The sequence below is a fragment of the Streptomyces crystallinus genome, from assembly GCF_039521265.1.
GTDB lineage: Bacteria > Actinomycetota > Actinomycetes > Streptomycetales > Streptomycetaceae > Streptomyces > Streptomyces crystallinus.
On the sequence record NZ_BAAACA010000038.1, the window covers coordinates 215,426 to 235,251 of the forward strand.

Here is a 19,826-nt window from a genome sequence, read left to right on the forward strand (position 1 = left end):
CCCCGATTAGTTGACTTAACCGCTCACGACTTATGTGTATTTCGGCCTAGAGTGATCGAAATTCCGCGATCAACGATCAACGATCACGCGCTGATCAGCTCCTGAAGTAACTGAGGTTTCCCCGCATGAAGTTCCAGCACCTCGCGGCTGCCGTCCTGGCCACGGCAGTCGCGCCGGTCGTCCTGCTGGCCCCGCCCGCGTTCGCGGGCCCGGCAGCCGAGCCCATCGCGGCCGTGCAGCCGGAGGCAGGGGACAAGCCCACCGTGGAGAAGAAGCTCCCGGCGGTGCCGCTGACCCTGACCAGCGACACGAGCGTCGTCCCGGGGCAGTGGCTCGAGCTGCGACTGGACCTGAGCAACCCGGACCCCGGCGAGCTGTCCGGGATGCGGCTGTTCTTCGTGACGGGTACGAACATGCACGTCCCGCCGGAGAAGGACATCGAGGGCACCATCAGGTTCGAGCAGCGGACGGAGAGCGGTTCCTGGAAGTCGCTCGAGCGCAAGCCCGGCCGGGACAACTTCAACGAGTTCTCTCTCGACGTCCCGACGATGCCGCAGGGCGGAAAGGTGTCCATCCAGCTCCGGCTGCGTTACGAGGCGTGGCTGCTGACCGACAAGGCGGTCAGCGGGTTCATCTACCCGGGCGTCGCCAACCCCGGGCCCGACCGCGAGCCGGACCGGTACCCCTTCCATCACTGGAAGTGGACCCTTCCCACCCCCAGCCCCAAGCCCACCCCGAGCAAGACGGAGTCGGGCAAGCCGGACACCGACAAGCCGAAGCCGAAGCCGACTCGGACCCCGGCCCCGCCGAAGCCGTCGGGCACCCCCAGCACCCACCCCGCCCCGGACGGCGGCTCCAAGCCGACATCGACCGCCCACACAACCGGCGCACCGGCCACCGCCGGTGACACCGGAAACTCCGGCGGCAACCTGGCCGCCACCGGAACGGGCGGTGTCCTCCCGTGGGCGGCCGGCACCGGCGCGATCGCAGTCGCCCTCGGCACGGGACTCTTCCTGAAGACCCGCGACCGCCGGACGCGGACACACTGACGCACACGTTCTCGGAGCCCGCTGTCGGGAGCGGAGGAACACCGTTTCCGTCAACGGGCCCCGGGGGCGCGCCCGTCCAGCCACTGCCCGACACCCTCGCGCCGATGCCGCCGAAACCGGTGGCGGGGCGGAAGTCGGCGACACCGCCGGCGTGATGGCGAACGAGAGGGTGACCGTTGGCGCAGGCGCAGCCGTTGTTGCTGGGGACGATCCCGAGGGCCCCCGCCCCACGTTCGATCGGACGTGAGGACGACTGACCGACCCGCTAGCACGGCTCGGCATCCGTCGCCCGAACGCCCCCTACGACCCCTCAAGCAGGGCCGGAGCCCGCCAAACGCGCGGCGGCCCCCAGTTGGTCGTCAAGCCTGCGCTTGAACGCGGCGAGTTGGGCCGCGTGCGCCTCGATGTACTGACGGTCGTACGCGATCTCGACGGCTACGGCGACACCAATCAGGTTTGCGTCGGCTGTGGCAGCGAGGATCCCCTTCGCCGTGTGAGGGCTCTCCCGCGAGGGTGACTCAGCCGCCGACGATCTCCACTTCGGACTGATGCAAGCCGCCCATGGGGTGGCGTAGGTGAACCCCTTGGCTTTCATGCAGGCCGCCCAGCGTGCGTTGGCCGCCTTCGTGCGGCTCGTCCGAGGGGACCTTGGGGCCGCCGTCCGGCAGTGCCACAGCGGCGGGTACTGGCGGCGGGCCTCCGATGGCGTCGATGCCCTGCTGACGGCAGCCACCGCGAGGGACCTTTCTGTCCTCCTGCCGGCACAAGCCTGGGCGGCGTGGACACGGGATTCGTCCGCGAACCGCAGGGCACCCTCAACTCCATGACGACCGGGGCCAGTTCGCTGTACTACCTCACCGACGCGCTCGGATCCGTCATCGCGCTCACCGACGACACGGGCACGAAGGTGAAGAGCTACACCTACACGCCCCGAGGCGCGGAGCGCACGGCGACGGAGAAGTTCTCCCAGCCGTACCGTTTGGCGGCGGGCTACAAGGACCCCACCGGCCTCTACCACCTCGGCGCCCGCTACTACGACCCGAACCTTGGCCGCTTCACCCAACCCGACCCGTCGGGCCGGGAGAAGAACCCCTACCTCTACGCCGAAGGCGACCCGGCCAACCGCATCGATCCTCAGGGGCTGATCAGCCTCAGCGGCGTGGCTGACGCACTTGGACCGGTCGGTGACGTGATCACAGGCGCAGCGCACTTGGCTCAAGGCGATACACAGGGCCTTTGGGGTGACGTCGCGGGCGCTGTGGTAGGCGGCCTGGCATTCGCCGCCTGTTCCGGTGCTGCCACAGCGTCAGCACCTGTCACGCTTGGTGGCTCCGTGGCAGCCTCCCTGGGGTGCTACGCGATTGCGTGGAGCTCCGGTCAGATCGCATCGAATTTGGTCAGCGGTGGTTAGCTCCCCCAGTCAAGGGCCGGGCGCACCGCGCCCGGCCCTTGAACAGACAGCAAGGATGGTTCCGATGCCCCGTATTGGATGGTCCGTCGAGCAGCGAGCAGGAGTCAGAAGGTGGATGCAGTTTTCCACCGCCTTCTTTGTCCTCGGCGTAATTCTTTCCATAGTTCTCATTGTAATCGGGAACACGGGGGGGTGGGGCCTTCTTGTTCTAATTTCCTGTATTTACGGGGCTGCGTTCATGTATATTCGAAACGTGAAGGGGGAACAGCCGGACTAGTGGCGACTTCGGGCAGCCCGTGTTCGCTTGCCGCGCGACACTCGAGATCTATCTGGTCATCTTTTTCGGCAGCAATAACCGGATGTCGAGCAGTTGTGCACGGAATTTCCCAACCAATGCGACGGCCGACTCCGCTCATGGGTCTCAAGACCGCCAAGGGTCTCGGCAGCGATTAGGAGCCGTTCAGTGCATGGGAGGGATGCGAGGGTATTCGTCGAACCCTAGAAATAGCCTAAAGTTGCATATAGAGCTGAAAAATCCGAAAAAGAGTCCCTGCCTCTACGTCGAAGGCGACCCCACCACCGCATCGACCCCGGCGGTGCGCGTCGCTGCCCTCGGCTGTGCGGGGCGAGCTGGTCGTAGACGGCGTACCAAGCTGTCTGAGCTGCCAGAAGATCGTGGGGGAAGTGGGTTCGCACCATGGCTGAATTAGACCCCCTGTTCGATTTTCTGTCATGTGAAGACGCGCCTCTGACTGAGCGCGGTGCTTGGCCCTTGAGCACGCGAGTGGGCCCCTGGGCGAAGGCGCGCACCACGGCGCCGCCCGCCGTCCGCCAAGTCCAGGAGCAAGTGCCCCACGGCGCGTTGGGCATCGATGAGACCTGCGCGAAGGGTGGGGGACTGGATCAATTGAGCGGCGGGGGCCTTCCGCCAGGCGGTACCGTGCGCTGATGTCAAAGATCAGGACGTTCCAGGTCACCTTCGACTGCGCGGAACCCGAGCGCCTCGCCCGCTTCTGGTGCGAGGTGCTGGGCTACGTCGTTCCGCCGCCGCCCGCAGGGTTCGCCACGTGGGACGAGTTCAAGCGTTCGCAGTCGCCGGAGGAGCGGGACGCGTGGTTCGCCTGCGTCGATCCCTCGGGTGTGGGCCCGCGTCTGTACTTCCAGCGCGTTCCTGAGGGAAAGGCCGCCAAGAACCGGGTGCATCTCGATGTGCGGGTCGGCACGGGACTCGTGGGTGAGGAACGCCTCGCCGCTCTCGAGGCCGAATGCAATCGGCTGACACCGCTCGGAGCGGTCCATGTGCAAACGCTGTACGACGGCAGTGACTCGTGCATCCCGATGCTGGACATCGAGGGCAACGAGTTCTGTATCGACTGATCGCCCGGGGGAGGCGAGGAGGCGGAACCGGGCGATCGCGGGCGCCGGGCCGGAGGCTGCTTTTCGGCCATAGGACACGATCGCGCCTCCGGCGACTGCCCCCGCCTCCTAGCTTGAACCTGAAGCGGTATGCACCACCGGAGGAAACCCGATCGGAGGGGGCTTTCATGCGCGGCCGCCGCAAGAAGATGATGACGTCCCTGCTCACCGCGCCACTGCTGCTCGGGGGCGCGTCCGTGGCGGTGCCCGTCGCGCTCGCCACACCGGCGAGCGCCGCCCCGCACGGCTGCCAGTCGACGAAGCTCGACCACGCCACCGCGAGCTCCACTTGCCACTTCGGGCCGGGTCAACAGCGGGTGGTGATCACCTGCCGGGACGGAGTCAACGACGAGAGGTACACGTTCAACGGCCCGTGGGTGCAGTGGTATCAGACCTCCAAGGCCGCGTGCGCCGCGCCCTATCGGCAGAACATCTCGTACATCACGATCGAAGTCCGCTGACGGGCGGGGGCGCGGCGGGCGACGGGAGGCGGCCTGGGATCCGGCGTACCCGCACCCCGCACCCGCCCCGGTATCCCGGTCGGCCCCGTCCGACCGCCGCGGCGAACGGCGAGCTGCCGCACGCCACCACGAGCGCATCACGAGCTCGTTCCGGCCGTCACCGGCCGGTGGGGAGTCATCGGCTCTGCTCCTCCCGGCTGTAGGCGGCGATCAGGTCGTCGACGGCGTTGTTGCCGGTGTCGCTCTGGGGACTGTCGCCGGGTTCGAGAAGGGCGGCCTGGGCGCTACGGGGGAACAGGGCCCGCTCGTACACGGTGAGGGCGGTCTCGACGTCGTCGGGGTGCGAGGCGAGGGCCTGGGCGAGTTCGGCGCCGTCGAGCATGGCGAGGTTGGCGCCTTCGCCGTTGGGGGCGGAGAGGTGTGCGGCGTCGCCGAGGAGGGTCACCCCGGGTACCCGGTCCCACCGGTGCCCGGTCGGCAGCGCGTAGAGGGGGCGCAGGACGGGCGGGGTGTCACTGTCAGTGATCAGTGCGGTGATCTGCGGCGCCCAGCCGCCGAACTCCTGCGCGATACGGGCACTCGCCCCGGCGGCGTCGGTGAAGTCGACGGCGGCGAACCATTCCTGCGGTTCGGCCACTCCTACGTATGCGTGCAGGGTGTCGCCCTTCTCCCGGTGGGCGAAGATCTCCCTGCCGGGTGAGTGCGCGACCATCGCGCCCGCGCCGACCGTCCGCGCGGTGACGGGGTGGCGGGTGTCGGCGTCGAACAGGTAGGTCTCCACGACCGATTTGCCGATGTACTGGGGCGTGGCGGGGGAGAGCAGGGGCCGCACGCGCGACCAGGCACCGTCGGCGCCGACCAGCAGATCGCTGACAACGGTGCCGCCATCGGCGAACGTCACCTCGTGGCGCCCGTCGTCGAGGGTACGGCTGGCAGTGGCCTTGCGCCCCCACCGGACGGTGCCGGGTTCAAGCGAGTCGAGCAGGATCTGGCGCAGGTCGCCGCGCTGCACCTCGGGGCGTCCTCCTGTGCCGTCGTCGGCCTGGTCGAACAGGATGGACCCGTCCGGTGCGAGCACCTTCATCGCCTGACGACCCTCGATGATGATGGCGCGGAATTCCTCCATCAAGTCGGCGGCTTTGAGTGCGAGTTGGCCGTTGTAGTCGTGGATGTCGAGCATGCCGCCCTGGGAGCGCGCGGCCGGGGAGGACTCCGCCTCGTAGATGGTGGCCGGTATGCCGTGGACTTGCAGGACGCGGGCGAGCGTGAGTCCGCCGAGCCCGGCGCCGATGATCGTGATGTCGGTGGTCATCGTGGTTTCTCCATGATCGTGGACTGCGGGGCAGGCCCCGGCGGGTCGGGCCGGGTGCACTGTTCCGGTAGTCGGGAGGGCGAGTATCCGGCTCCGATGCGGTGGTGATCGGTGCCGGCCATGACCACTGTGCCTGCGGGCGTCGACAGCTCACCGACACGGCACCTACACGGCACCCACTGGGCGTCGGTGGACGCCGGCTGCCGCTCCTTATGCGCCTGTCGGTGCGGCTCGGTGCTTGTCCGCCGCGTCCTGAACGGTCAGGTGGTGGGGGTGGGCCGGTCCAGCCACTCGGACAGCAGGAAGCGCTCGGCGGTGGTGAGCGTCGGCAGGTCCGGGACTACGGCGCGGAAGGCGAAGGTGGCCGCGGCGGTGCTGTTCTCGGCGACGGCCGGCAGCTCGGTGAGGATCGATCGGGCGGCCGCGTCGAACATCGCGTCGGCGAGGCCGGTGTCGCGGTCCTGCGGGGGCATCGAGAGCAGGGTCAGCACGGCTCCGGTGCCGGCGGCGTGGATCAGCTCGACGGCGCGGCGTTCGGGGACGCGAAGCCGACTGGCCGCCGCGACGTGGTGAACGCGCGAAGGACGTCCAGGCCGGCGGTGGCCGCCGGTGAGTGTGTGCGGCGGGAGGGGGCTGCGAGAAGGGCGAAGACGGCGGGGTTGGCCAGGCCGAAGCCGATGTGTGTCCCATCCGGCGCGCAGGTCGGCGACCGGATCGCCGCCGTTTCCGGGCTCCTTCCCGTCGACGTAGGCGGCGAGAACGTGTTCGGCGACGGCGTCGAGCAGCCCGTCCTTGTCTCCGAACAGCCGGTAGATGGCGGGTGCCTGCATACCAGCGGCCTGGGCGACCGCGCGGGTGGTGACGCCGCTCGGTCCGTGCTCGCGCAGGAGCTGCGCCGCGACCTCCACGAGGTGCGTGCGCGCGCGTGCGCCGTGGTGCGGGCCTCGGTGATCTGCTGGGCCAGCCACAGAAGATGCGCGCGTTCCGACAGGCGCACGGTGGCATCCCACGAGGCGATCATCCGGGCGGCCGCCGAGATAGGCCGCCGGTGCCGCCACGGCAACCATCGGTGCGCGTCCACGCTGCCCCCTGCCCGTTCGCCATGCGCCGTCACTGGGCTGCACCTTATGCCCCCGCTTCGAGGTCCGTCCGGCCAAGCCGCGGGCGGATCGCGTGCACCGCGGAGAGCCGGTCCGGACTGCTTCGGGGTACGCGTGCTCAAGATCATGAGGACGCTCGGCGCCGCCCGGCCGGCCATCCTCAGCTCCACCGTCGACCTCACCGTCCCCGTCGAGCAGCCCGATGGACCTCACCGCGACAGCAGAACGGGTGGACCTGGGGACCGAACGGTGCGCGCCTGACGGTCTGCCGCCGCGAATCCAGCGCCCCATCCGACGTAACGCTCATACTGACGCACGGCTGGTCAGCCTCCTCCGCCATGTGGAACGCCATCCACCTCAGACATCGGCGTCTTGGCCGACGACCTGCAGGCCGCACTCAGCGCTTTCCGCCCGGACACTCCAACCATTGGTTTTCTTCACGTTCGGTGGCAGCGTCTTTCGATGAGTTTCAGCAGCGGTTGGTCAGCATCTGGCTTGTAGACACGAGCAGTAGCGGCAGTGTCGAGTCGATGAGGCGAACATCGTGAAGGAACGCTGCGATCGTTCACGTTGAGTCCCAGCCGCTCGCGGCCCGGACAAAGGTGCGATGATCAGTTCGTGGTGACAGATGCCGAGTGGGCTCGGATACGGAGAGACCTGCGCTTCGGGCAGGTCTTCGAGGGCACCGTGGTGAAGGTTCCCCGGCCCGCAGCGATCGGGATCTTCGTGGACATCGGCCTGAGCGTCGGGGGCTTTGTTGACGTCCTACTGTTGCCGGACAACGGCAAGGACTGGCCCGTGGAAGGCACGGTTGCCGAATTCGAGATCTGGTGGGCAGATAGTCGCCAACAGGTCCGGCTGAAGCCCTCCGGCTCGCGGTATCTGCGGCCCGACTTCACAGACTTTGTCGAACGTTTCCGTCCCAGTTGGCCTGCCGACGTCGGTCAGCCCGTTCGTGACCCAGAGCCTCTCACCCCCGACGAGTTGCGGGCCCTGCTTCGCTCCGAAGGGCCGCCGGCCGACTCCCCTTGAGACTGGAGAAGTGGTCGACGGTCCCGGCGGAACCTAGCTGACCGCGGCTTCGGCGCGGGCTCGGGTGCTGGCCAGGCGCTAGGAGTCGGTGCCGGTCTCGATGATGGTGCGTTGAAGGTGAGGCGGTCGACGATGGCCGCGCAGAGACGGGGACCGGTAAAGGCCTTGGCCCAGCCCGCCGAAGGACTCGTTGGAGGCGATGGCGATATTGTTCTTCTCGTCCCGTTCGGTCAGAACCTGGAAGAGGAGTTCGGTCCACCAGTCGGTTTCCACCCTGGCCCGACTCAGCCCCAACACCCGGGCCATGGCGGCCTTCAGATTGTCGTAGCGGACCTTCCTCCGTGGCACCCCGCCCAGCGTCCGCAGCGCGTGCACGTGCCCCTCGAAGAAGGCTTCCTGGCCGCAGGACGCGAAGACACTCCTCTGCACTTCAGTCGGCGCGTGGATGACGGGTCATTGCCGTGCCTGCAGAGCGCCCATGCCTGCCCTACTAGGTCAAGCTCCGCGCCCTCGGGTTCGCTTCCCCTGCCAGCCCCTCAGCTTGACGGCGAGCGGGGGAAGCGGTCTCCGAGCACGAATGCGGCGGGCCAGGACTTGCTCAGTACGTTGCTGAGCAGTGGGTCGCTGGACTCCAGAACCTCGCTGCGGCGGATCGAGCCGTCCTCGTTGATCCGTTGGCCGCCGAGGATGACGGGGGCGCGCAGGACGTCCTCGCCCCAGGGGCCGATGGCATTGCACAGCAGGCCCTCGAAGCGGTGGCCGGCCAGGTCGTCCTTGCGGACCCGCTCCACGAAGTCGTCGATCACGGCTGCCTGGAGGTAGACCCAGGCGAGGTAGACCACCGTGCGTCCGTCGTCCAGACGGATCGGGAGGCGGACCTTGAGGAAGTTGCCAACGCCCTCCGCGATGATGATTGCGCCCGTGTCCGACTTCACGCGGCGCGTGCGCTCCTCCTCCGAGAGCTCGGCGACCAGGTGAGGCAGGGCGAGGTCGAAGCCGGGGTGCTCCGGGTCGAGGTGGCCTCGGCAGGCGCAGGCGGTGCCGTGGCTGTGGGCGTTGGTTTCCGCGGAGGCGGGAGCGAGATCGAGCCGGGCCGTCGGGTAGCTCGGCTGGCCGCTGCCCGCCGGTACCGGAAGCAGCAGCGCATAGAACCGTACTGCCGTGAATGTCGTTGGCTCGGGCAGTCCGAGCGCCGACATCGCTGACGATGCGGCCTCGTGGCGCTCACCGTTGACGCGGATCTCGGCCTGCATGGCGCCAGGGCTGCCGCCATAGAAGACCTTGACGCCGTTGAAGAAGGGCGATTCCAGGTCCGCAGTCAAGGAGCCGGCGATCCGGTGGAACACGTTCGCTTCCAGGAGCGCGCCCTGCATCCGCCGGTTCTCGTCGACGTTGTGTCCGAGACCGACCGCGCCCGACGTGATCACGTGCCAGCCGGGCACGCCGCGTTCGTCGTCGGGGTTCTCGTGGTCCGCGAAGTGCTCGCGGCGGTCGATGAGTTCCAGCAGGCAGGCGCCTGCCGTCTGCACCCATGTGTTCGCCGCGTCCTGTGGATCGGCGGACATCGACACAACGCAGTCCATGAAGCACGGCACGTCCGGCTGGAGTCCGACGTCTGGTAGCGCGACGAGGTCGTAGTGGTGACCGCCCCCGTGGTGCGGCGGGGCTACGGCCACGGCCCATCCATGGGGGCTGGTCAACGAGTTCCCCTTGAGCTGGGCGCCCTGCGTCACGCCGGGCGCGAACTCTTCGAGCCCGTCCCTCACCAGCGCGAGGAACTCCAGGTCGGGCAGCCGCTTCGTCGGCGGTTCCTCTTTGCGCGTACGACGTCGTATCCAAGACACCCGTGGATGGTACTGAGCCCGGCCGGCCAGGCAGCGCCTGGGCTTGGGGCTCCGGACGTGCCAGGCGCTTGAACCGGACCTCGAAGTTTTCGCTGCCCGGCCGCAGATCCTGTTTCACCTTCCTGACCACAGCGCGCGCCGGGACGAGATCGAGTCGCCCTGGACAGCGGGACACCGACATGTTCGAGATCGTGTCCGCTCGGGCGCTGACCCGTTGGGTCACAGGACTGGAGGATGGTCGGCTGCCCCTGGTACTCCAAGGGTGGCGGCGACCGGGTGGGGCTGAAGGCCCACATCATCGCGAAGGCGTGATCGCCTAGCCAAGGGCGGTGACCCCGGCTTCAGCTCGGCCGGTTTGGGCTCGCAGCCGTTCGGGCTGCAGTTTCTTGTCGGCGATGTGCCGCAGGCTCTCCTGTAGGCTGGCGACCTCACCGAGCCACTGCATCCGTTGGGCCTCCCGGAGGCGCTGGTGGGTGTTGGCTTCGATCTCCAGCAGTCGGGGTTCCTGAGCCAGGTCGAGGCGGAGCATGGGGGCACCTGACTCACGCTTCTCTGAACGATCGCTCGGGTCCCGCCGAATGAGCTGTCGAGCTCCTCCCTGCCGGTAGGCGCGGGCCCCACGACTTCAGCACATCTTCCCGATCTTTAATGCTCGCGCCCGCTCTCCACGGTTCTCCGGGCGGATGCGCTCGGCCAGGCACTGCCGGTGGGAGATGATGGTGTGGCTTCCTGGACCGTCGCTGCTGCGCGAGTCCAGGACGAGGGCGTCTCCACCTGGGCCCAACGTGATCGGTTCACCACAGAAGTCGCAGCTCCCGACCAGCGACTCCAGGTCAGCAGGTCGGATGGTGAGCCGCACTGATACCGGCGGATGCCAGCGGTGGATTTGCTCGATCACTGCATCGATCTGTGAACCGATGGGTGGAAAGAGCGCGAGTAGTTCGTCGTGGCTGCTCGTGGTCTGGGAGAACTGCTGGATCATGTCGATAGAGGCCGACAGACCAGCGTTCTCGTAACCAACGATCTCAACGAGCACACCCCATGGGTGATGGCTAAGGACCCTGGCCTGCACGTTCTGGCCAGGCATGAGCGCCAGACTCTCCGTCTCGAATCTTTCCAAGAACCGCTTCCCCATCCCTCAGCCCAGCAGGCCGCGCCTGGTGGCGCTCGCTCACGCGCGCGTGTCGTCGACGTCGGAGCGGATCGTCGCGCTCAGGGCTTGCAAAGCGTCATCGTATTGGTGACGGTCCAACTGGAACGGACCGAATGCCACATAGTCGCGAGCCTTGCGGTGCGGTTGCTCGAAGCCGTCCCAGATCACGAAGTCGGCCGTCGCAGTGATGCGGGCCATGAGGGGCCAGCATGCCCACTCGCCGCATTCACAACCGAGAACGGGTGTCTTCGGCCCCATCGCCTTGGTGGACAGTCCGAGGAAGCGATCCTGCATCGGGCCGAACCGGAAGAACTCCGGCAGACCGTCGTAGGCGTCGCCCGCGGGTTGCACCCCGCGTAGCGGCCCGCTCGCCGGTGCCTTTGATCCGGCGGATGATCCGGGTGAGGACGACGACGAAGTCCGGGCAGCGGGTATGACGCGTTCACGGTCGGTCTTGAACGGACTGATCTGTAGCAGCGGCACTGTCTCGCCGGCGGGTGCCTGGTACTGACGCAGGCTCAGGTGGGTGAGCTCCAGGAGTTCTTCGATCCTGGCCTTCGCGCGTCGCAGGACCTCGATGCTCGCCCAGGTCCAGAAGGCGTTGTTCTCCTTGCATTCGGCATCGAACCGGGGACCGGGCTGGTCGACGGGGGCGAGGAACAGTGCGGTGGGGCGCCAGTGGCTGCCGTTACGGCCGGTGCGGCGATAGCGCGAGATGGTCAGCTCGTCACCCGGCTTCGCGGAGCGGGCTGCCTGGAGCAGGAGCGTGGCGTGCTGCAGCCGGGCCTCGGCAGCGCGGACGAGCTGCGGCAGGACGGGGACCAGGGTGGGGGTGCGCTGCTGCATCCGCGCCTGCCGGTGCCGGGTTTCCTTGGCTTGACGCTGCCCTGGAACTCCGGCGTCGTCGAAGAACACGTCAACCGGATCAAGATGCTCAAGCGCCAGATGCTTGGCCGGGCTGGCTTCGCACTGCTCCGCAAGGGGGTCTTCCGCGCCTCGTGACCGATGTCAGTGGCTCCTGGAACCATGCCTTCGTCCGAGACAGCCCTATCAGGAGCAGTGCATGGGAACGTGGGGAACCGGCCCCTTCGACAGCGATCTCGCCGCAGACTTCGTCGATGAGCTCGAACGACTCGCCCATCAGCAGGTCATCGAGGTGCTGCAGCGGGCATTCCAGCGAGTCACCTACTCGGGAGAACGCGTCGATGGCGGAGACGGGGTCGAAGCCGTTGCCGCCGGTGCTCTCGTCGCGAGCACCCTCCCGGACAGTCCCATCGTGATTGACCCGGACGACGGCCCCAGGGAACCACTGCCCGAACTGCCGCCCTCGCTGCGCGCGTCGGCGAGAGTCGCACTGGACCGGGTTCTCCACGATCGGTCAGAAATGGCAATCGGCTGGGTGGACAGCGCTGACGCTGACCAGTGGCGCCAGGAAGTACGGCAGATCCTCCAAGCACTCGAAACACCCACTGAGCACTAATCGTGACCGCTTCACGGAAGGCGTGCCAGAACCACAACGCGTGAATAAAGCCAAACCATCGTGGCCGCACGCTGAGCACCTTCGCGGTTCGGGGGGAGGCGGCCGACGATCGGGCTCAACAGCACCTGGCGCGGTGCAACACCGAACTATGTAGGCAACGAAGGCCTGATCCACACGAGGCAGTAGTGTCATGACCCGGGAAACGGCAAGGGAGTTGAGCCATATGATGCGCATCTCAACGACCGGGACACGACGGTGGATCCTGGCCGCTGCCCTGTGCGGCGTACTGAGCACAGGCTGCAGCAGTGGCGGGGAAGACGGCGATGAGGCGAAGCCGCGGCCCAAGCCGGCGGCGGAGCCGAGACCTCTCGCCGAGGCAGCCCTGCACCCCCTGCTGCTCACCCAGGCAGACCTCGGAACCGGCTACGTCCACGTCCAAGAGAAGCCCGGCAGCGACAAGTTCGACGATGTCGCGGTGCAAGGCTGCCCCGCGCTGGAGAAACTGGGGCAGAGCGGAGAAGAGAAGATGTTCGCCGCGAAGGCAGAGACCAGCTTCACGTACACCAGAGATGCCACGCTCGACGAGGAGCTGCACAGCGATCGCCCCTCGGTGCTCTCCGGCAAGCTGCGCGAGCTGTTCGGTGCCTACACCTCGTGCCCCACGTACACAATGACGGCAGGCACCATCCCCATCGAGGTGAAGGTCACCAAGTCAGTTCCACCGAATCTTGGCGATGAGCAGTTCGTTTATACCTCGACTTTGGAATTGCCCTCCGGGGCACAGGTACTGAAAACGATGGCGGTCCGTAAGGGCAACGTCGTGGTGATGCTGGTGGGCGCCCCCGCCCTGGTGGACCGTCACATGAAGACAGCCGTCGGCAAGCTTCCTGCAGGAGGCTGACTGGACCAGCGCCGTGACGCCCACCGGGCGGGCAGCCTACGCAGCGCTGGGGAACTCCTCCAGGAGCTTAGCGCGCTGAGCCGGCCCAAGTCCCTGGACACGGCGTCCCTCGGGAATGCCCAGGGCGGTCATCGAACGCGTGGCGCGGACCTGGCCGATGCCGGGAAGCGCGGTCCACAGCTGCCGTACCAACATGCGGCCGATGATGGTGTCGGCGCGGCTCAGCACCTGCGGGAGCGCCAGGGTTCCCGCCTTGAGGCTCGCCCGCAATGCGCTGCGTGCCTGCCGGGCGAGGATGGCCTTGTGACGGGCCGCGTCACGGTCGTCGTTGGTGAGGGTGGGGAGAGCCATGGCGTCCTGCCTTTCGCAGCGAGGTCTCGCCGTCAACGGACCTCGGTAGAGGGGCCGCGCCGCCGCAGCACTCCCTGACGGGACTCCGACGCATGGGTGGCGCCGCGTAGGGGCCTCATGGAGCCAGGGTCGGCCGGGTAACGGCATTGGAGAGGATCTCCAGCGGCTCGATCGCGTCGTGGGTCACGTGGTGCTGCCGCTTCCACACGAACCAGACGCATAGCCGCCGCAGCGGATCGCGCCGAGCAGGGCGGGGATGAGCAGATCACCGATCACGACGTCTCCCCGGTCAGCGCGGCCGTGGAGCTGACGGTGAAGTCGTCGGGCAGGCCAGGGATGGTCATCGTGTGAGCAGGCGCGTGGCGCAGCAGCTTGTCCAGCATTCGGTAGCGCCAGCTGGGCGCGACGAACTCGGGCTCAGGGGTGAGCAGCGGGGGAGAGGGCGCGATGCCGGCCGCTGCATGGAAGTCGCCGTCGACGTGCCCGAGTACCGCCGCCATCACCGTGACGCCGGACCTGCGTACGCGGCGGCTGTGTAGGCGAGGTCCTGGCTGAGCCGTGTTGCGAAAGCGTCGAGGACAGGCATGATGCGCCCGTCACGGATCAGATCCCGTGCCATCTCGGCCGTCAGGTGCGGGTAGTCGCGGAGAAGATGGTGCTCCAACCAGGTGTGCAGATGCTCCTCGCCGGGCCGCCACGACGCGATCGGCAGCAGGATGGGAACGGCGTCACCGGTGCCCATCAGCTGCAGCAGGTCGATCACCAGGAGCACAGCCAGTGACGTCTTGCCGGCTCCCGCCTCACCCAGCACCACGAGCCGACGTTGCCGTAGCGCGAGGAATGCCCGGGTGAAGGCCCCCAGGTCTGCGCCGCTGCCATTGGCACTGCCACCGGCCAGGTGGGGGTGATCGCCGAATTCCGGGTCCTGCACAGCCTTCCAGGGAACCGGGATCGGCACCGGATCGAACAAGCCGCGCACACGGGCCTCTTCGCGCCACTGCGCCAGCACCGTGCGGGCGAGGTCACGCGCTGCGGCTTCCTCGGGATCGTCGATGACGAGCTGGAAGTAGTTGTTCTGGGCACCATCGGCCAGGCCATCGCCGACCTCAAGCGCCGCGAAGCCGAACACGAACGGAGCGAACGGCTACGCCACCATCAGAGTGGACCATCGAACACGGTCTGGGCGGCCCGCACCTGCCGGGCGCGGTCCACACCGGCGAATGCTGGCTGCTGCGTCACGCCGGACGCATGCGCGCCGTCGACCGCGACACCGCCCGCCACACCCTGGCCGAAGGCGTCTACATTTTCTTGCTACCAATGAAGACAAAGGAGCAGACGACTGCGACAAGCCCGATGACAAACCAGCCAGCCGCGTTACCGCTGATGGTGAGAGGGACCGCCACGATCAATAGCAGCACCCCGATGATGTAAGTGATGAGAGCGTTCCGTCGCATCGAGCCCTTGGACCCATAGGTCCTCTCGCCGAATCGGCCCATGAATACTCCTACTCGCACCGCTTCCAGCCGCTGCCGTGCCAGTCTGTGTCCCGGACGGCGCTCCGGATGGCTTGCTCAGATGCGGCTATCGTCGACCAGCCGCCAGGCAGATGGCCCCGTACTACGCTCGGTACGCGTAGTTGCCGCGCCGGGAAATCGGGCCAGAGCCAGAGGCGGAGACTCGTGTTACATCTTCGAACCTCACGCGGCGAGCACTACGTCGTTCGGGGTCACGGGGCAACTCAGTTACCCTCGCCGTTTCTACTGATCGATTCACCGGCGCTTGGTTCGAGCAATGATAATGGGGACGACGATCGCGGCGATAGCCAGAATCAGAAGCACTATACCCAGTTGCCCTGCGATGTGTACGAGCGGGCCAGGTAGGCGCTGGAGGACGAAACAGTCATCGGAACTCCTCATTACTTCAGCTGCACATACCGTTCAGAGTTGCTTCCTGCGGAATACAAACCACGCAGCGAGGCATGCGGCATCTGCTAGGGCCGCTACAACGAGCAGCGGGTAAGCCGCATCCCGTCCCCCTTCATTCCCAGGAAGATCGCCAGAGCGATCAACACTAGGGAAGCGAAGGCGGTGAATCGCGCATTCCTGCGGATCGCCGCCTCTGACCCGTACAGCGTCTCGAACGCTCGAGCTATCCGGTTACCTCCCTCCCTGGTGAGGAGGGACGCAAGAACTTGTTCCCCCGGCCTTCCGCCATGCTCCTGCCCCGAGCACCGCGCGCGGGATCCCCAGGGGGGCTGTGCACTTCACGTCGCCCGCTTGTTGTATTTGTGAGTCATATACAAGCTGATCCATGTGACCGCAGCCACGACGGCAACAATCCACCCCTTAGAATTTCCCAATATTGCGAGCGCTACTCCAGAGATGAGGAGCACTGCCAGAGCTATGGACGTCATGGCGTAGAGCATCCGCATGCGCCCTTGTTGTTCCATGGAACGACCTAGACGTGCCATGAGTACTCCGTTTCTTATCAGAGAGGGCGGGCAACGTTGCTGCTGCCCGCCCAATCTGACTGGTTCTTACCCGCCGATCAGGTTGGATACTGCCGTGCTCGCTCCCCAAGCAGCGGCGTAGCAGATAGGCTGGCCGGCCGCCGCTGAAGCGCCCAAAGTGGGAGCCGCCGCCGATGTCATGACGTATTCACACCCCAAGCCGACGGCAGCACCCGCCGCTAGTCCGGCTACATCGCCCCACAGTCCATTTGCGTCCCCATTCAGCAGGTGATAACCACCCTGTATGAGGTCTCCGATTGGCCCCAGTGCGTCAGCCACGCCGCTGAGGCTGATCAGCCCCTGCGGATCGATGCGGTTGGCCGGGTCGCCTTCGGCGTAGAGGTAGGGGTTCTTCTCCTGGCCGGAGGGGTCGGGCTGGGTGAAGCGGCCCAGGTTGGGGTCGTAGTAGCGGGCGCCGAGGTGGTACAGGCCCGTGGGGTCCTGGTACCCGGCGGCGAAGCGGTAGGGCTGGGGGGTCTTCTCCGTGGTCGTACGGGACGCGCCGCGGGGGGTGTAGGTGTAGCTGTTGACCTTCGTGCCGGTGTCGTCCACGAGCGCGATGACTGAGCCGAGCGCGTCGGTGAGGTAGTACAGCGAACTGGTCCCGGTCGTCATGGAGTTGAGGGTTCCCTGCGGTTCGCGGTTGAATCCCGTGTCCATGCCGCCCAGGCTTGTGCCGGACAGGCCCAGGGGGCCGTTGTGGAAGTACGTGTCACCCAGGCGGATGCGTTCGCTCTGATCGGTGGAGGCGTACTGCCCGGTGTAGGTCTTGTTGCCCGTGGTGAGCGAGGTGAGCTGGGAGAAGTCGCTCCACGTCTCGCCGGTGCGGGTGGTCTCCGGGGTGGGGGCGCCGGCGGTCTCGTTGCCGGTGGCGTCGTATGACCAGTTGGTCGTGGAGTCGTTCTTCGCGGTGAGCTGTTGGGCGTCGTTGTAGGTGTAGGTGGTGCGGGAGGGGCAGGTCTGGTTGAAGACGTTGCCTTCGGAGGTGACGTTGCCCGCGCGGTCGTAGCAGTACGCCCACACGACGTCGATGCTCGGTACCCCGCTGGTGTCTACGTCGCGGGTGAAGGTGAGGCGGCCTGCTCCGTCGTAGCTGTAGGTGGTCTGCCGCTTCGCCTCGGCGTCTGTCGTGGTGCGGATCTTGGTGCTGTCCTTGGTGCCGTTCTGGTAGGAGTACGCCAGGTCGACCAGGGTGCCCTTGGAGGACGTTGCCTTGATCGTCTGCGGTCGGCCGGACTTGTCGGGGTTGATCGACTGGACCGTGCCGCCCGGGTAGTTCGTCTTCGTGCGGAAGTCGTTGTTGTCGTAGGCGTATGTGGTGGTTTTGCCAGTGGGGTCCTTCAACTCCCTCAGTTTGTTGACCTCGTTGTAGGCATAGGCGGTGACGCCTGCGGGGTCGCTGTAGGTCTCGACGTTTCCGGCGGGTGTGTAGGTGAGGCGGGTCTGGGAGCCGTCCTGGAGGGTGCGGACCGTCTCGCGGGAGAGCGGGTCGAAGGCGTACCTGGTCACGCCGGTGCCGTCGGATCGCTGGGTGAGGTTGCCGTCGCCGTCATAGGCGTAGGTGACCGTGGCGTGGGTGGTCGAGACCTTGATGACGCGGTCGCGGTGGTCGTAGACGTAGACGGTCTTGATGCCGCGGCCGTCGGTGACCGTCTCGGTGCGGCCGAGTGTGTCGTAGGTGTACGTGGTGGTGCCCAGCGGGGCGGGTGGGGTGGCCTTGTCGAGGTTGCCCTTGCTGTCGTAGTGGAAGGCCGTCGCGACCGAATGGCTGTCGGTCATCTTCGTCGTCGTCTTGCAGGTCTGGCCCTCGAAGCCGCCGCAGGTCGGGGTGGAAGGGTTGTAGTCGAAGGTGCGGGCGCCGCCTCCCGTGCCGGTCTGCGCGACGGAGAGGGTGTTGCCGACCGCGTCGTACTTGTAGTCGGTCTTTTCGTCATCAGCGTTAGTCACAGTGCCGGGCAGGTCCGTCCCGGCGATCGTCTGGTAGCCGGTGGCCGAAGCGGTGGCGCCGGTGGGGAGCTTGGCGGAGGTCGGGTTGTTGCGGCTGTCCCAGCCGTAGGTGGTGATGTTGGCGCCGGTGCCGCCTGTGCCCATCGCGTCGGTGGCGGTGGCCAGATTGTGGCGGGCATCGTAGGTGCGCGAGCGGGAGTGGTTCAGGGCGTCGGTGACCTTGGTGACCGCGCCGTCGCCGTCGTGCTCGTACTTGGTGGTGTGGCGCTCGGGGTCGGTGACCGTCGTCGTACCAGCCGCGGTGGGGGTGTCGGCGCTGTAGGCGTAGGTGTAGGTCGGGCCGGACTCGCCGGTGCCGTTGAAGCCGGTGGCGCGCAGCATCGAGGTCAGGCGGCTCTGGCTGTCGTAGGTGAAGACGGTGACGCGGCCCTCGGGGGTGGTGACTTTGGTGATGCGGCCGGAGGAGTCGTAGCCGAAGGTGGTCGTCTTGCCCTCGGTGTCGGCGGTCCTGGTGAGGTTGCCAGCGGGGTCGAGGTCGAAGACGGCAGTGCGGCCCGTGAGGTCCTTCGCCTGCCACTGCGACGCGTCGGTCTTGAGGAGGTCGATCCAGCGTCCGGAGCGGGTCTCGGTGAGCTTGAAGCCCTTCTGCTCGCCGCCCTCGTCGTGCGGGGTGACGGTGATGGTGCCGTTGTTCTTGTCGGTGACCTTCGTCAGGCTGCCGTAGGAGTTGTAGGTGTCCTTGGTACCGGTTTTGCGGTCGGTGAGGGTGTAGGTGCCGTCCGAGTTCTTCTTCAGGTCCTTGGAGTAGCCGGCCGGTGTGGAGAGCGAGCCGTCGCTGTTCTTGGTGAAGGTCAGCGTGGCGCCGGTGGCGTCGTAGAGGATTACCTCGTTGGTGAAGTCGAGGTCGAGGTAGCGCTCGTACTCCTGCCACCAGCGCTGCGTCACCCGCCCCCAGGGGGCGTCGAGGGAGTTGTACGTACGGGACAGGCGCAGCTTCTGCCCCACCCCGGCGACCTCGAAGTCGGTGGCGGCCAGCATCAGGTTGCCAGTGGAGTAATCGACCCGGCCCACCAGGGAGTCGGTGATGCGGAAGTCGGAGATTTGGTGCCAGGGCACCGCGCCCTGGCCTTTGGGTACATAGGTGTTGATGGCTGCGGCACTCTGTCGCGGAGCTGTGGTCGACGAGGTGGTCGCGTGCTGCTTCTGGGCGCGGCGCCAGGCGGCGGCCTCCGCAGTCGGCTCCTTCTCCGGCTGCGCCGCGGCCGGCTTGTTGGTGCCGGTCTTCACCGGCGGCACCTCGAAGCGCGGGCTCTGCTTGCCCCACGCCGAGGCCGGGGCCGGCGCCGCCGACGCGGTGGCCGCCGGTAGCGCGGTCAGGGTCAAAGCGCCCGCGACAGCCGCTCCCAGCACAGCGAGCGGGATCTTTCTCATACGGGCACGCCGAAACGGCGTGCCACCGGCACGTAAGGACATGCGGCTTCCCCCAGGAAGATGTCGATCCGGGAACCCGGGGCCACAGCGGCCACCGGAGCCACACAACCTGCCACAGAAAACCGCACAAGCGGTCGGTTCTACCCCGAAGGACGATGGGCACACCGGGCAGATCCGGTCTTCACCCACCTCGGAGCAACAGCACCCTTCTTGCTGGGCCCGGGCCGCTGTCAGGCTAAAGACCCAGGTCCGCCTCTCCGAGGCATGCGGCGGTCACTGCGGCGCGAGGCGGTCAGCAACGGCGCATTCCGCACCCACTGCGACAGCGGGCCGCATGGCACGATCGACTGATAGGGACACTGCGCCAGACCAGGCGGCGGGCCGGATAGGTGGGGGTGTCCGTGGTGACTGGCCTCGGCCCGGCGCGCG

At 67.1% G+C, this 19,826-nt stretch carries 18 protein-coding genes and 1 pseudogene; 8 read left to right on the forward strand and 11 right to left on the reverse strand.

Annotated features, from left to right (window positions below; genetic code table 11):
• Positions 1-125: 125 nt before the first annotated feature.
• From ABD236_RS27070 to ABD236_RS27085, 4 genes are all read left to right on the forward strand, one after another.
• Positions 126-1,049 (forward strand): hypothetical protein, encoded by a 924-nt coding sequence (locus tag ABD236_RS27070; RefSeq protein ID WP_344077887.1) that lies wholly within the window; start codon positions 126-128, stop codon positions 1,047-1,049.
• Positions 1,050-1,827: 778 nt separating this feature from the next.
• Positions 1,828-2,460, forward strand: coding sequence for an RHS repeat-associated core domain-containing protein (locus ABD236_RS27075; protein WP_344077890.1), 633 nt, complete (start codon positions 1,828-1,830; stop codon positions 2,458-2,460).
• 948 nt (positions 2,461-3,408) lie between these two features.
• The gene (locus tag ABD236_RS27080; protein WP_344077893.1) at positions 3,409-3,837 is read left to right on the forward strand and encodes a VOC family protein; all 429 of its coding nucleotides are present in this window, start codon (positions 3,409-3,411) and stop codon (positions 3,835-3,837) included.
• A gap of 167 nt (positions 3,838-4,004) precedes the next feature.
• Positions 4,005-4,337, forward strand: a complete 333-nt coding sequence (locus ABD236_RS27085) for a hypothetical protein (protein ID WP_344077895.1) — start codon at positions 4,005-4,007, stop codon at positions 4,335-4,337.
• A 175-nt stretch (positions 4,338-4,512) separates the two neighbouring features.
• Here ABD236_RS27085 and ABD236_RS27090 read toward each other — a convergent pair whose 3' ends face one another.
• Together ABD236_RS27090 and ABD236_RS27095 are read right to left on the reverse strand one after the other, a co-directional pair.
• Complete coding sequence (locus tag ABD236_RS27090) at positions 4,513-5,649, reverse strand: FAD-dependent oxidoreductase (protein ID WP_344077897.1); 1,137 nt, start codon at positions 5,647-5,649, stop codon at positions 4,513-4,515.
• A gap of 260 nt (positions 5,650-5,909) precedes the next feature.
• Positions 5,910-6,557, reverse strand: a complete 648-nt coding sequence (locus tag ABD236_RS27095; RefSeq protein WP_344077899.1) for a TetR/AcrR family transcriptional regulator — start codon at positions 6,555-6,557, stop codon at positions 5,910-5,912.
• 810 nt (positions 6,558-7,367) lie between these two features.
• Here ABD236_RS27095 and ABD236_RS27100 point away from each other — a divergent pair.
• Positions 7,368-7,781, forward strand: coding sequence for a hypothetical protein (locus tag ABD236_RS27100; protein WP_344077902.1), 414 nt, complete (start codon positions 7,368-7,370; stop codon positions 7,779-7,781).
• Between the two features lie 78 nt (positions 7,782-7,859).
• Here ABD236_RS27100 and ABD236_RS27105 read toward each other — a convergent pair.
• From ABD236_RS27105 to ABD236_RS27125, 5 genes and pseudogenes are all read right to left on the reverse strand, one after another.
• Positions 7,860-8,033: pseudogene (locus tag ABD236_RS27105) on the reverse strand (ATP-binding protein); the annotation flags it as partial.
• A 284-nt stretch (positions 8,034-8,317) separates the two neighbouring features.
• Complete coding sequence (locus tag ABD236_RS27110; protein ID WP_344077904.1) at positions 8,318-9,625, reverse strand: DUF6348 family protein; 1,308 nt, start codon at positions 9,623-9,625, stop codon at positions 8,318-8,320.
• 316 nt (positions 9,626-9,941) lie between these two features.
• Positions 9,942-10,154, reverse strand: a complete 213-nt coding sequence (locus ABD236_RS27115) for a hypothetical protein (RefSeq protein ID WP_344077906.1) — start codon at positions 10,152-10,154, stop codon at positions 9,942-9,944.
• Positions 10,155-10,250: 96 nt separating this feature from the next.
• The gene (locus ABD236_RS27120) at positions 10,251-10,661 is read right to left on the reverse strand and encodes a hypothetical protein (protein WP_344077909.1); all 411 of its coding nucleotides are present in this window, start codon (positions 10,659-10,661) and stop codon (positions 10,251-10,253) included.
• 135 nt (positions 10,662-10,796) lie between these two features.
• On the reverse strand, positions 10,797-11,693 hold the full coding sequence (locus tag ABD236_RS27125) for a hypothetical protein (protein ID WP_344078002.1): 897 nt from the start codon (positions 11,691-11,693) through the stop codon (positions 10,797-10,799).
• A 148-nt stretch (positions 11,694-11,841) separates the two neighbouring features.
• Here ABD236_RS27125 and ABD236_RS27130 point away from each other — a divergent pair, with 148 nt between their 5' ends.
• Positions 11,842-12,258 carry a DUF4259 domain-containing protein gene (locus ABD236_RS27130; protein WP_344077911.1) on the forward strand — a complete coding sequence of 139 codons (417 nt, stop codon included), beginning with the start codon at positions 11,842-11,844 and terminating at the stop codon, positions 12,256-12,258.
• Between the two features lie 223 nt (positions 12,259-12,481).
• Positions 12,482-13,159: a hypothetical protein gene (locus tag ABD236_RS27135; RefSeq protein ID WP_344077913.1), complete on the forward strand. Its 678-nt coding sequence runs from the start codon at positions 12,482-12,484 to the stop codon at positions 13,157-13,159.
• Between the two features lie 36 nt (positions 13,160-13,195).
• On the opposite strand, the gene mihF is transcribed toward ABD236_RS27135, so the two are convergent.
• The 3 genes from mihF to ABD236_RS27150 form a co-directional block, all read right to left on the reverse strand.
• The gene (gene mihF, locus ABD236_RS27140) at positions 13,196-13,510 is read right to left on the reverse strand and encodes an integration host factor, actinobacterial type (RefSeq protein WP_344077915.1); all 315 of its coding nucleotides are present in this window, start codon (positions 13,508-13,510) and stop codon (positions 13,196-13,198) included.
• A gap of 272 nt (positions 13,511-13,782) precedes the next feature.
• Positions 13,783-14,010, reverse strand: coding sequence for a hypothetical protein (locus tag ABD236_RS27145; RefSeq protein ID WP_344077917.1), 228 nt, complete (start codon positions 14,008-14,010; stop codon positions 13,783-13,785).
• Positions 14,010-14,639 carry a hypothetical protein gene (locus ABD236_RS27150; protein WP_344077919.1) on the reverse strand — a complete coding sequence of 210 codons (630 nt, stop codon included), beginning with the start codon at positions 14,637-14,639 and terminating at the stop codon, positions 14,010-14,012. The genes ABD236_RS27145 and ABD236_RS27150 overlap by 1 nt, the downstream gene beginning before the upstream one ends.
• Positions 14,640-14,677: 38 nt before the next feature.
• Between ABD236_RS27150 and ABD236_RS35085 the strand changes: the two genes are divergently transcribed.
• Complete coding sequence (locus tag ABD236_RS35085) at positions 14,678-14,941, forward strand: DUF6233 domain-containing protein (protein ID WP_425543966.1); 264 nt, start codon at positions 14,678-14,680, stop codon at positions 14,939-14,941.
• Positions 14,942-16,046: 1,105 nt separating this feature from the next.
• On the opposite strand, the gene ABD236_RS27155 is transcribed toward ABD236_RS35085, so the two are convergent.
• The gene (locus ABD236_RS27155; RefSeq protein WP_344077921.1) at positions 16,047-19,397 is read right to left on the reverse strand and encodes an RHS repeat-associated core domain-containing protein; all 3,351 of its coding nucleotides are present in this window, start codon (positions 19,395-19,397) and stop codon (positions 16,047-16,049) included.
• Positions 19,398-19,826 lie beyond the last annotated feature (429 nt).